The sequence below is a fragment of the Gramella sp. MT6 genome (assembly GCF_019357415.1).
GTDB lineage: Bacteria > Bacteroidota > Bacteroidia > Flavobacteriales > Flavobacteriaceae > Christiangramia.
Genome location: NZ_CP048410.1, coordinates 3573175 through 3586326, shown reverse-complemented (window position 1 = coordinate 3586326; position 13152 = coordinate 3573175). Strand labels below are relative to the sequence as shown.

Here is a 13152-nt window from a genome sequence, read left to right as displayed (position 1 = left end):
GAAAAGAAACTTTCCAAAGCTATAAAAAAAAAAGTACCGGAAATTAATCCGGTACTTCTTGAAAGCAGAGTTGGATAATCCAAACTTAATATTCCAATTCTCCCGTAAAATCTTCACTTACATCACGACCGGCCAAACCATCGGCCACTCCTTTGTAAGCATGTTTCCTTTCATAATTGGCATCCCATAAATTAGGTGATTCATTTGGCAACCAGAATTCATGTTCATTAGCATTATCTGATACATTCCAGATCGTGATACCATATTGCTGTGCCGTTGGAATATATTCGTGATAGGTATCTATTATAAACTGGTACATATCTGCCTGAGCTGCCAGCTGCTCCTGGGTTGGTGTAGCCGTTCCCAGTCTTACATCCAGTTCAGAAATTTTAATCATCTTACCTGAATTTCCTAATTTTTCCATCATGCTGGTGATATTTTCTCTGCTGGTATTTAAAGAAACATGCATTTGCGATGGCGCTGGCCGTCTTTAAAAACAGATCATTGCGTTGCTGAGTAAATAGATGCTCATGTGTTTTTTTAAAATGTCTGAAACTCTCAAAACATTCCCAGGCATCCTTGTCTTTGTAATCGAACCAGCTGAATACAATTTCCATTTGATAAACTGCATTGGTTTCAAAAGGATCTTGTGAATTTTCTAATTTCTTCCATTTTCCAGTAACGAACTGCCTGAGAGCATCAAACTCCTGTTCATGCACTTTTTTATCTACTGCCGCGATGGCATAAAAAAGTTCACCAAGTTTTTCAAAAAGAAGTGAATGTGATGAATTTTCTTTTTTCATGACACACCTATTTAGACATAAAATTTAAGAAGACCTAATGATTGAATAAATGATAAATATCAGGTGTGATGAAAAACGAAAATCAAATTCTTACCCGCGTAAAGATTCTTTTAGGAGAAGAATCTATTCTTGATATTCCAAGTCAGAAGAAATTCTATTGACCGCCAGCTCATTTAAAATAAAGTTCAATTTTTCAAGGGGAATCTTTATGGAAAATATCCCGGTATAGGAAGGGCAAATAATACAATCGTCAAAGTAGTACTCTATAGAGGAGTCTATTAGTACAAAGTTGTTTTTATAATCCTCAAAATCTTCTTCAGAAATTTCCCAGCAATCGTAATATATTTCTCCGGAATTGATCTTTTGTACCAGAATTTCATTTAATATCTCGCGCAAAATCTCTTCGGAATTTGGAAGAAAGAGATCATTATAATTCATGAATTCTGAATTTTTCAGGTCGTAATTTAAGGTTTCAAATCTATAGACGGGGAGGGGAGTTTTAGAATAGAAATTTTCTTTGTAAAAGAGCACACTCATGAATTTCTCATTTGCATTATAAATTTTATAATCAATTCTTCTTATCTCGGGATATTTACCAAAAGCAGAAGTATCGCAATTTTCTAATTCGGCTTCTATTTCCTTAACGTTTAAAAAGGAATTTAGTAGGTAACTATTGAAATTGGTGTATTGGCTATTTATTTTTTCGTTTAAAAGCGGATACTTAAAACTTAACATATAAAACTTCTCAATTTTCAGGTAGGATTTAGGGATTACAAGGTCTTCTAGAACCTGGCGATCGTCTTCCCTTTGTAACAGGGAGTCCTTGCTGTTCTTTAAATACCTGTATTCCCTAAAATCAAAGTCAATTTCACCGGTAGAAATTGTATCGATCCTTTGGATTGAATCTTTAATTAAGAGCGGTTCCTGAGCTTCTTTTGGATTCTCAGCGCAAGAAGAAAAAATAAGAATGACCCATATAAAAAATACCTTTTGCATCTCAATCAATTTACAATCAAGGTAAATTTTTAAAACTTTTGATTATATGATATTCATCACTTTATGATTTCTAAATATAAAGGCAAAAGTTGTAGATTTTATTTAATTTTAATAGGCAAAATTATTGGATATCAAGAGGTCTATCCTTCTATTGATAGATTAATTATACACTATAAAATTTGATTTCTTATTAGAAAGATTTTCTCGCCCCAGGTCCTATAAATACATTAACAGTGAATGTAGAAGGTATTAAGTTATTAGGCAGGGATGAAAAAAATCCTAATTATCGAAGATGATAAGGCTCTAAGAGAAAATACAGCCGAAATGTTAGAATTAGAAAATTTCAGGGTTTTCCAGGCAAGTCATGGTAAAAATGGAATTACCGCGGCAAAAGAGATCAAGCCAGACCTTATTATTTGCGATATTCTAATGCCTGAAGCCAGCGGATATGAGGTTTTAGAAGCTGTTTCACTTGATCCTGTTACTTCGGGAATTCCTTTCATTTTTCTATCTGCAAAGTCTGAATATCATGAAATTAGATTGGGAATGGAAATGGGCGCAGATGATTACCTGGTGAAACCCTTTGAGGAAGACGATCTCTTAAAAGCTATAAGGAGTCGCCTGACGAAATCCGCAAGTCTTTCCAGGATATTTTCAAAAAAAAGTAAAGTTTTAAAAACAGAACCTCAGAGTTTAAAAAGTATAGAAGAGCTTAAAACTTTCTTTATTGATCATGGAGAACATCTAGTTTTTGAAAACGACGAAATAATCTATCGTGAAGGTGAGCACACCAATAAGATTTACCTGATTATAAATGGAGTTATCAAATGTTATAAAAGTAATAGCGATGGTAAAGAACTTACAACCTCCCTGTATAGAAGTGGAGATTTTCTGGGATTAACCTCTTTCGTTGAGAATATCGCCTACCGTGAATCTGCCCTCACCCTCGAATCTGTAGAATTAGCTGCACTCTCTAAAAGGGAAATGAAAAGGTTATTAGAAAAAAGTGAGCATGTTTGCCTTCAATTAATGAATGAGCTGAATGAAAAAGTACTTGATGTTTATGATAAACTGCTTCACATGGCTTATAGTTCGGTCTTCAGCAAAACGGCCCAAACTATCCTGGAGTTCTCTTCGGTTCTTGATAAAAAACCTGGCTCTAACCTGAAGATTAGAAGGTCTGATCTTGCAAGTGTAGCTGGTATAGCAACCGAGAGTTTGATACGTGCCTTGTCCTCTTTTAAAAAGGAAGGCCTTATTGATATTGAAGGGCCATTTATTAAGATCCTTGATTTTGATGGGCTGGAAAAGTTGACCTGATCAATATCTTAAGCTAATTCAGGAATATAATGTGCCCATTTTTAGAACATAATCCAGGTGTTTTTCGATAAAAATGAATTCCTCTGTCAATTACCTTTAAGACTTGTGAAGGTGTATTTAATAAACACATATAATTTCTGGATAGCTGATGTAAGTCATTGAAATAACAAAAGTTACACTATAATTTTATGGGTGATATTAAAGGTTCAGGGATTGGATAGATGAAATAAACACCAGTAGTTCTCTATAAAATTCCTGCAAAATATTTAGTACGAGAGATGATTTTCAGGAAGGAGGATTTTGCTAATGTGATCTGGTTTATCTCTGCCGAATATAGATTGCTAATTCTTAAGCAGAAATGAAAAATAAACCCAATAAATTAAAATATAAACAACTGGGAATCTCTACCCAGAAGGATAACGTTGTTTATTTAAGGCAGGATAGTGATGTGTGTATTTCAGAGGGATTTGAAGCGCTTACCAGGGTTAGGGTGTCTACTGCGAACACCTCTATTGTCGCCGATTTAAACGTGGTTACCTCAGATATTTTAGGCTTAGATGAGATTGGATTATCCAATAAGGCGGCAGATAAACTGAATCTAGAGGATGGAGATCTACTTAAAGTTACCCATTTAGAACCTATAGAATCCCTAATGCACCTGAGAGCTAAGATTTATAACCAGGAACTGGACTATGAAGCATATCAAAGTATTATCACAGATATTATTAAGGGTGAATATTCAAATATACAGGTAGCAGCATTCGTGATAGCTTGTGCAGGTAATAGAATGAGTATTCATGAGATCTCGAATTTAACCAAAGCCATGACCTGTTCTGGTGTGCAGTTAAAATGGAATTCAGAAATGGTCATGGATAAACATTGTATAGGTGGTTTGCCCGGAAACAGAACCACTCCAATAGTTGTTTCCATTGTTTCAGCTTTTGGGCTTACCATGCCAAAAACTTCGTCCAGAGCCATCACTTCATCTGCGGGAACAGTAGATACCATGGAAGTGATCACGAATGTCTCCCTTTCTCCGGAACAAATTAAAAATGTTGTAGAAAAAGATGGCGGTTGCTTTGTTTGGGGTGATGCTGCTCGTTTAAGCCCTGCAGATGATATTTTAATAAGGGTGGAAAAGGCACTGGATATAGATAGTGAAGGGCAACTTATAGCTTCAGTATTATCTAAAAAAGCAGCGGCCGGTTCAACTCACGTGGTCATAGACATGCCAGTTGGAGAAACAGCGAAAGTTCGGAATATGGAGACTGCGAGATTACTTTCTTCGCATATAGAAACAGTAGGCCAGGAAATAGGGCTGCAAATGAAGGTTATTATTACAGATGGCTGTCAACCAGTAGGTAATGGAATAGGCCCTGTTCTAGAAGCGGTAGATATTCTGAAGATTTTAAGAGGGGAGCCTGAAGCAGCAAAGGATCTTAAAGAACGCGCAATACTAATTGCGGGGCAGTTAATAGAATTATCTGGAAAAGTAAAATTAGGGGAAGGCAGTAGTATAGCCCTGGAAATATTAGATTCCGGTAAGGCCTATCAAAAGTTCAAAGCTATTTGTTTGTCTCAGGGCAGGTTTACAGAGCCTGTATTAGCCAAATTTTCACATGAGGTATATTCCGAAGCTGAAGGCACTTTAATTAGGATAGACAACCGTAAAATAGCGAAACTGGCCAAATTATCTGGAGCGCCAGAATTCAACGGAGCAGGAATTTTATTGAATGTACATGTTGGTAATACCATTACAAAAGGCCAGCTATTATTTACTATTTATTCGGGTGCCGAAGGAGAATTAAAATATGCCCTGGGTTATTTGAAAAAGCACACTGATATATTGACGATACTTTAAAGCCATGAGTTCGAATATTTTATTTAGCTTTTTGGGGAATGAAGACATAACGGAAAAACTTGCGATAAAATTGAACGCCTCAGTAGGACAGGTGTTATTTCGAAAATTTCCCGATGGAGAATCCTATGTTAGGATACTTTCTGATATCAAGGATAAGAATGTTGTATTAATTTGCACATTGCACCAACCCAACGATAAATTTATTTCGCTTTATTTTTTCTCTAAGACGGCGAAATCATTAGGTGTGAAAACTGTATGTCTTGTGGCTCCTTATCTCTCCTATATGCGTCAGGATAAAATATTCCATCCCGGCGAAGGCGTTACTTCGAAGTATTTTGGTGAGTTGGTTTCAGAATTTTTTGATGGTATAGTTACTATAGATCCACATTTACATCGAGTGAGGTCTCTTTCTTCAGTATACTCCATACCTAATATGGTATTACATGCGGCACAGGAAATTTCTAAGTGGATAGAACTTAATGTAAGCGATCCTGTTCTTATTGGTCCGGATGAAGAAAGTAAAAACTGGGTATCGTTGGTGGCGAAAAATGCAAATGCTCCTTTCATCATCTTGAATAAAACGAGATATGGAGACAGGAAAGTAAAGATCGAATTGCCAGATTTAGAAATGTATAATGATAAAACCCCGGTACTGGTAGACGATATTATTTCTACGGCTAGAACCATGATCGAAGTGGTAGAAAATTTAAAAGACACAAAAATGAAAGCTGCCATCGTAATAGGGATTCATGCTATTTTTGCTGGGAATGCCTATCAAAAATTAATAGATAGTGGCGTGGGTAGTATTGTTACTTGCAACACTATTCCACATCCTACTAATGAGATAAATATAAGCGATGAATTAGGGAAAGGAATTCAGCAGCTATTACAAAAGTTGAATTAGGAATTGATTCATCTCTTTTCGTACCGACCGGTTTTTTTTGTTAGTTCTATTCTATATACCACACCCTGCATAGCTTCAATATATTTGCCATGGGAATCTGTCATTGAATGATGAACAGTGGTTTCACCGGTCATTATAGGATGTATTCGATCAAGCAATTTTTGCATAGCCTGTTCCCGATCTTGCGGACTTTTTAACTCCTCGAACTTACCCCAGGATATCACGCTCCGCCAGTTACTCATATTATCCACCACATCTATTTCAAAGCAAACATTTGGATTTTTACGCATCATGTCGATCTTCTTGCCTTCCCGGGTATGCCCATATATGTAAACACCATCATATGCATAAGTTATTGGTACTACATATACTTCATTTCCAGAAAAGCAGCCAATACGTCCTACTACCTGGCAATATAGAAGATATTCTATCTGGCTATTTTTTAATTCTCCTAACATGACTCTTATGATTTGAATAGCACTAACAAATTATGTTAACTTATTCAATATCAAAATGATAAATGTCATTTTTGGAACCTTCCATTTTAAATAACTTTCTGTGTTAAAAGAAATGGCTACAGGAAGTTAATCTGAATCCGGATAGATAGAAAAACTGGTTTTATATACTTCTTCTTATTTATTCTTAAATCGATGAAAAAGCCTAAAACAAATAAAGATAATAAGAGCCAACGGGAAACTAAAAAACCTGTAAAACAGCCGCCTGGCATAGGTTTTTCATGGTTTTATGTCTTTATAATTATTTTAATGCTAATTATTTCCATCTTCTCCAGGTTCGGGAATGAACCAGAACAAATAAGCTGGCTAGATTTCGAACAAAAAATGCTAAGTCAGCACGATGTGGCTAAAATTGTGGTGGTGAACAAAGAGATCGCCGAGATCTATATAAAGAAGGAGAAACTTTCTGAAAACAGATATAAAAGTTTAACTGAAGGAGTTTTTGACGGCAGTTCTGGTCCGCATTATATCATGCAAATAGGATCTGTAGAAAGTTTTGAAAGTAAGCTGGAAAGAGCTCGGCAGGATTTTACCAAAGATGAATTTATTGAGGTCACTTACACCACTACTCTAAACTGGCTAGCGGTTCTTTCATGGATACTACCTATAGGTTTGCTTATTTTCTTCTGGTGGATTATTCTAAGCAGAAGCCGTCCCGGCGGTACGGGGAGTTCAATTTTTAAATTCGGCAAGTCCACCGCAAAGTTAATGGACCGGACTATAAAAAGTACGACAACCTTTAATGATGTAGCCGGTTTAAAAGAGGCTAAAATTGAAATTAAAGAGATCGTGGATTTTCTCAAAAATCCTGAAACCTATACCAGGTTGGGAGCGAAAATTCCGAAAGGGGTTTTACTGGTGGGGCCTCCAGGTACCGGAAAAACCTTAATGGCCCGCGCGGTAGCTGGTGAAGCACAGGTGCCATTTTTCTCTTTGTCTGGATCTGAATTTGTAGAAATGTTTGTGGGAGTAGGAGCCTCCAGAGTAAGAGACTTATTTAAAAATGCAAAAGAAAGTGCTCCTAGTATCATTTTTATTGATGAAATAGATGCTGTAGGCCGTACCCGGGATAAAGCTAACGCCTTCAGGACCAATGATGAAAGAGAAACCACCTTGAACCAGTTACTTACTGAATTAGATGGCTTCGGAGTAAATACCGGAGTAATAGTACTAGCAGCAACAAATCGCGCAGATGTTCTGGATAAAGCCTTGTTAAGACCGGGAAGGTTTGACCGGCATATTTTTCTTGAACTACCGAATAAAGAAGAGCGTAAAGAAATTTTCCTGGTGCATTTAAGGCCTATAAAGAAAGCTAAAGACGTAGACATAGAAATACTGGCTTCGTTGAGCCCGGGGTTTTCAGGAGCAGATATTGCCAATATATGTAACGAAGCTGCTTTGATCGCTGCGCGGAAACAGAAGAAAGAAGTTGCCCAGCTAGATTTCATGGAAGCCAGGGACAGGGTAATAGGAGGTTTAGAAAGAAAAAGTAAGATCATTTCTCCCAAAGAAAAGGAGATCATTGCTCATCATGAAGCCGGGCATGCGGTTGTAAGCTGGTACTTAAAAAATGTAGATGCCCTGGTTAAGGTTTCAATTATCCCGAGAGGAAAATCTCTGGGCGCAGCTTGGTATTTGCCGGAAGAGCATCAGATCATCACCAAGTCCCAGTTTATAGATCAAATTTGCGCCTCACTTGGTGGCCGGGCAGCAGAAGAGATCATCTTTAACGAGGCCTCCTCAGGAGCTCTGGATGATCTTGAAAAGGTAACCAAACAGGCTTATATAATGGTGGCATACTACGGTCTGGATAAGGAAATTGGGCCAATAAGTTTCTATGATTCTACAGGCCAGTATGAAAGTTCATTGTTTAAACCATATAGCGAAAAGATGGCAGAGACAATAGATAACGAAGTACAGGATCTGATACATACTGCCTATGAAACAACAATAGGAATATTACAGGAACACAAAACTGAATTAATGAAGCTGGCTCAACTTTTACTAAAAAAAGAGGTTGCGGAACAGGACGATCTGGAAAAAATTCTAGGGAAACGAAACAGAGGAACGGAAACAATAAACAGTAAAATTTAAAATCATGAAAAGTGAAGTAATTTATAGCGATGACCTGCATTTTGAACATCGTCACTGGCAGGGAGAACTCGCCTTCTGGCAGGACGAACTAAAATCTTTTAAAAACAGGTTAGAGGAACTGTCCAATAGATGGACAGATGAGAACGTTCTGGCCCAATTGGAACATTTTCAAAACCAATTTATTCGACATGGAGAGGTTATAGATACCCTTGAGCATGAAATAAACGTGCATGAGACAGACCTTGCGAACCATTCTAAAAAAGATGAAGAGGTTATGGACAGGGAACTAACCAAAGGTCATTTTGAATTCAGACAACGCATGGAAATGCAAAGAAAGATTTATGCAGAATTGAAGGAGGAATTTTTTCGATTTCTTTCAAAATATATGTAAAATTTTTCTCAATGAACGCTTAGTAACAAGCTGATATAGATCATTTCATTTCAGCAATACAATCATAATTTAAGAGTCGAAACTAAGAAGAGAATAAGATTTTCTAATTGTGAAGATGGCATTGGTAAAATTAAAAATATCAGGAAAATGATCCTTAAAAATTTCACATCAATGAAAAGTCCCGAAAAAGCGCTGCAAGAAGCCAATCGGGAAATTGAGAAAATGGCACTTAACCATTATCTACCGAAGGAAATAGCACAGTCTGAATCTGTGTATTATAATTCTTTTAAAGAATCTGAAGAATTTCATTTTACACTGACCGTACTTTTTGTGAAAGACGATCAGTTTAAGTAGTTAAATAAACTGAAAAACCAATATCATGTTCCTTTGAAAGTAAATTTCAATTACCTTCAAACATTAAGCAGGATGCTAAGATAAAGGCAAACTGTAAGAATGAGATTTTAAAATATCTACCAAAGGATAGGGTTTTGGTTAAAGCAGATAAAAAAGTAATTGAAATTAATGATTGATCCCCCATCCTTATTTAAGGCAGTTTAGATACCATTTTAAAACCTTCAAAAATCCGCTGTTTTTTGAGGGTTTTTATTTTACCGGATTAATTTTTTTAAAAAGAATTAAAACTTTTATTCTTTTTTTATGTTTCAAATTAAATAAAATGTTAATTTGGATCAATATTGATTGATTTCGATTAAAATTTTAGCGATCTCAGTAAGTAAATTCATCGTTAATTTAAATTAAGATCATAACTATTGAGGCTCCTTTAATTGGAGTATTTTTTTTGAAAACATTGATTTATAAAAGCATTTTCTATGTCCTTTCAGATTATTGAACAAGCCAAAAAGTATGATGTATGTATTGTAGGATCTGGTGCTGGTGGCGGTATGGCCGCCAAGATCCTATCAGAAAAAGGATACAAGATCGCACTTTTGGAAGCAGGTCCAGATTTTGATCCGGCAAATCCTGAGCAGCGAACACAATTAAGATGGCCCTGGGAATCACCAAGGCGTGGCGCATCAACCTTTCAGAGATCTTTTGGAGATTTTGATATGGCCTATGGCGGCTGGCAACTAGAGGGAGAGCCCTATACCAAAGAAAGAGGTACCGAGTTCGACTGGTTTAGATCAAGGATGGTTGGAGGCCGTACAAACCACTGGGGAAGGATTTCCTTAAGATTTGGACCACTCGATTTTAAACGTAAAGATTTTGATGGAAAGGGCGACAACTGGCCTATTGGGTATGATGATGTAAAACCTTATTACGATAAGGTTGATAAGCTAGTTGGTGTTTTTGGTACAAAAGAGAATATCCCAAATGAACCTGATGGTTTCTTTCTTCCACCACCAAAACCTCGTTTGCACGAATTATATATTAAAAAGGGTGCTGATAAGGCTGGTATCCCAATGATACCTTCACGCTTATCTATATTGACGAAAAGAGTTAATAAGAAAAGACAGGCATGTTTTTATTGTAGTCAGTGTTCGCGCTCCTGTACCGTATATGGGGATTTCTCATCCTCTTCTGTGCTGGTGAATCCGGCTAAGGATACCGGTAATGTAGACCTGTATGTAAATGCGATGGTGAGAGAAGTTACTACCGATGAGAATGGAAAAGCCACTGGTGTTCATTACATAGATAAGCTCAATTTAAAAGATTATAAAGTAAAGGCTAAAGTTGTTATCCTGGCCGCAAGTGCATGTAGCTCAGCGAGGATCTTATTAAACTCAAAATCCAGCGCACATCCTAACGGCCTTGCCAATTCCAGTGATGTGGTGGGGAGATATTTGCATGATTCTACGGGTGCTGATAGAATGGGATTCCTGCCCGACCTAATGGATAGAAAAAGATATAATGAAGATGGTGTGGGAGGAATGCATCTTTATACTCCCTGGTGGTTGAATGATAATAAGAATCTAGGTTTTACCCGCGGGTATCATATTGAATACTGGGGAGGAATGGGAATGCCGTCCTATGGTTTTGGATTTAATATGGAAGCTTTGAATAGTCTGGTTCCTGGTGCTAATGGAGAGACCAAAAAGGCCGGTGGCTATGGCCTAAGTTATATGGAAGATGTTAAACGTTTTTATGGTTCAACACTAGGTATGTCTGGAAGAGGAGAGAGTATTCCTCAAAAGGACAACCGCTGTACCATTGACGATAAAACAGTTGATAAATACGGAATTCCGGTTCTTAAATTTGATTATAAATGGACCGATGAAGAAATAAAACAGGCAGCCCATATGCAGGATACTTTTGAGGAGATCATCCACTCTATGGGTGGTATCGCGTTGGGTGAAAAACCAGGAAAAGAATCTAACTACGGACTCACCAATCCTGGCCAGATTATACATGAAGTAGGAACTACCAGAATGGGTGATGATCCAAATACCTCAGTGCTTAATAAATACAACCAGGCTCACGACGTTCCCAATCTTTTTGTGATGGATGGAGGAGCTTTCGTATCCCAGGCCGATAAAAATCCTACCTGGACAATTCTGGCCCTTGCCTGGAGAGCGTCAGATTATCTGGCAGATGAATTGAAAAAAGGAAATGTTTAAAAGTAATAATCATGGATAGAAGAGAATCGCTTAGAACATTATTGATAGGTGGAGCAGGAACAAGCCTGCTTTTAAGTTGCAGGTTAGATGAAGAGCCAGATGTAAGCAAACTTACAGATATCAAAGAGCCTGAGTATGATTACGGTAGAACACCTGAAGAACAGGCTATTATTGAAGAATTACAGGATCAGGAGTATTATACCGAAGAGGAGATGAAAAACATCGCGGTTATCGCTGATATAATTATGCCAGGAGATGAAACTCACAAACCTGCATCTGAAGTCGGAGTACCTGAATTTATTGAATTTATTACCAAGGATATACCCGCGCATAAGATCCCTATGCGTGGAGGTCTGCGCTGGTTGAAAAATGAAAGTTATAAGCGTTTTGATAAAGACTTTCTGGAGATCACAGATTCTCAAAGGATCGAAATATTTGAGGATATTGCCTATCCAGAGGAAGTGAAACCCGAATATACCCAGGGAGCACAATTCTTTAGCAGGATAAGGAATCTGGTTACCACTGGATATTTCACAAGTAAGGAAGGGATAGACTACCTTGGTTACGTTGGTAACAGGCCCAATGTTTGGGATGGTGTTCCGCAGGAAGTGTTGGATAAGCATGGCCTGGCTTACGATGAAAAAATGTTGAATGAAGCCGTAAAGCCGGAAGAAAGAAATGATATAATGGACTGGTCTAACTACGAAGTTTAGAAATAAGATTTTCGAATTATAAAAGCGATGTGAGAACATCGCTTTTTTTTATGGCAGAGTTATTTAAAATACAAGGATTCCAGGTTTGAATTGATAGTTCATGATAACGGTCATTTCTAACGAGTATATCCTGAAGTAATTTTAAACCTATGGAGTTTTAAAACTTTTAAGATGAAAAAATTAGGTTTAATTGGCGGCACTTCCTGGCATTCTACGTTGGTGTATTACCGGAGGATCAATGAACTTGTTGCTGAAAAGATCGGAGGATGGGAAAATCCTCCCATGATCATTTATAGTTTGAATATAAAGTTGATGCGGGAGCAAAATATTTCGGAAATAAATGCTGCTTATTTAGATATAGCTAATAAATTACAGAGTGTTGGAGCCAAAGCGATCGTGATCTGTGCTAACACCCCCCATATGGTTTTTGAGCACGTTCAACCACAAATAGATATCCCAATTCTTCACATTGCCGATGCCGTTGGACAGGAAGCAAATAATAGAGGTCTTAAAAAGCTTGGATTACTAGGAAACCGGCCTACCATGACCGGGAGTTTTATGCAGGACAGGCTCAAAAGTAATTTTCAGATCGAAACACTTATTCCGGAGGATAAATATATAGACGAGTGTCATCATTATATTTCCAAGGAACTTACCCAGGGTAAATTCAGCGAGGAGTCCAGAAATTTTTTCATTAGACAGATGGAATATTTAAGGGAGAAAGGTGCTGAAGGGATCATTCTTGGATGTACTGAATTGCCGTTGCTTCTAAAACAGGAAAACTTTGATTTTCCTTTATTCTCAACTACAGATCTTCATATTCAGAATGCCGTAGATTTCATCCTTATGAAGGACTGAAAAAGTCTTCCTAAATGCCATGATTCATGATAATGATCAGATTTTTCCCTTAACCTAAATAGTAAATTTATGGAGTAAATAAAACCGGACCGAAGAGAGATGAAATTTCATTTCCCTTCGG

13 protein-coding genes are annotated in these 13152 nt (G+C 37.2%); 9 read left to right on the top strand and 4 right to left on the bottom strand.

All coding sequences use genetic code 11. From position 1 onward, the window contains the following. Positions 1–85: 85 nt before the first annotated feature. The 3 genes from G3I01_RS16260 to G3I01_RS16250 form a co-directional block, all read right to left on the bottom strand. Entirely contained in the window at positions 86–424 is a 339-nt protein-coding gene (locus G3I01_RS16260; RefSeq protein ID WP_257710855.1) for an endo-1,4-beta-xylanase, read from the bottom strand. After that, on the bottom strand, positions 399–803 hold the full coding sequence (locus G3I01_RS16255) for a hypothetical protein (protein ID WP_219549648.1): 405 nt from the start codon (positions 801–803) through the stop codon (positions 399–401). The genes G3I01_RS16260 and G3I01_RS16255 overlap by 26 nt, the downstream gene beginning before the upstream one ends. A gap of 123 nt (positions 804–926) precedes the next feature. Beyond that, positions 927–1799: an RsiV family protein gene (locus tag G3I01_RS16250; RefSeq protein WP_219549646.1), complete on the bottom strand. Its 873-nt coding sequence runs from the start codon at positions 1797–1799 to the stop codon at positions 927–929. Positions 1800–2066: 267 nt separating this feature from the next. On the opposite strand from G3I01_RS16250, the gene G3I01_RS16245 reads away from it, so the two are divergent. From G3I01_RS16245 to G3I01_RS16235, 3 genes are all read left to right on the top strand, one after another. Beyond that, positions 2067–3119, top strand: coding sequence for a response regulator (locus G3I01_RS16245; RefSeq protein WP_219549644.1), 1053 nt, complete (start codon positions 2067–2069; stop codon positions 3117–3119). 358 nt (positions 3120–3477) lie between these two features. Further along, positions 3478–4980: a thymidine phosphorylase family protein gene (locus G3I01_RS16240; protein ID WP_219549642.1), complete on the top strand. Its 1503-nt coding sequence runs from the start codon at positions 3478–3480 to the stop codon at positions 4978–4980. 4 nt (positions 4981–4984) lie between these two features. After that, positions 4985–5884, top strand: coding sequence for a ribose-phosphate pyrophosphokinase (locus tag G3I01_RS16235; RefSeq protein ID WP_219549640.1), 900 nt, complete (start codon positions 4985–4987; stop codon positions 5882–5884). A gap of 8 nt (positions 5885–5892) precedes the next feature. Here the strand turns inward: G3I01_RS16235 and G3I01_RS16230 are convergent, their stop codons facing one another. Then, the gene (locus G3I01_RS16230) at positions 5893–6342 is read right to left on the bottom strand and encodes a pyridoxamine 5'-phosphate oxidase family protein (protein ID WP_219549638.1); all 450 of its coding nucleotides are present in this window, start codon (positions 6340–6342) and stop codon (positions 5893–5895) included. Between the two features lie 192 nt (positions 6343–6534). Here G3I01_RS16230 and ftsH point away from each other — a divergent pair, with 192 nt between their 5' ends. The 6 genes from ftsH to G3I01_RS16200 all read left to right on the top strand — a co-directional run bounded on the left by ftsH (position 6535) and on the right by G3I01_RS16200 (position 13031). Then, on the top strand, positions 6535–8493 hold the full coding sequence (ftsH, locus tag G3I01_RS16225; RefSeq protein ID WP_219549636.1) for an ATP-dependent zinc metalloprotease FtsH: 1959 nt from the start codon (positions 6535–6537) through the stop codon (positions 8491–8493). A gap of 4 nt (positions 8494–8497) precedes the next feature. Continuing rightward, entirely contained in the window at positions 8498–8884 is a 387-nt protein-coding gene (locus G3I01_RS16220) for a hypothetical protein (RefSeq protein WP_219549626.1), read from the top strand. Between the two features lie 171 nt (positions 8885–9055). Beyond that, a complete protein-coding gene (locus tag G3I01_RS16215) occupies positions 9056–9238 on the top strand; it encodes a hypothetical protein (RefSeq protein ID WP_219549624.1) in 183 nt (60 codons plus the stop codon). A gap of 476 nt (positions 9239–9714) precedes the next feature. Further along, complete coding sequence (locus G3I01_RS16210) at positions 9715–11460, top strand: GMC family oxidoreductase (RefSeq protein ID WP_219549622.1); 1746 nt, start codon at positions 9715–9717, stop codon at positions 11458–11460. An 11-nt stretch (positions 11461–11471) separates the two neighbouring features. Continuing rightward, entirely contained in the window at positions 11472–12173 is a 702-nt protein-coding gene (locus G3I01_RS16205; RefSeq protein ID WP_219549620.1) for a gluconate 2-dehydrogenase subunit 3 family protein, read from the top strand. 171 nt (positions 12174–12344) lie between these two features. After that, positions 12345–13031, top strand: a complete 687-nt coding sequence (locus tag G3I01_RS16200) for an amino acid racemase (RefSeq protein WP_219549618.1) — start codon at positions 12345–12347, stop codon at positions 13029–13031. Positions 13032–13152 lie beyond the last annotated feature (121 nt).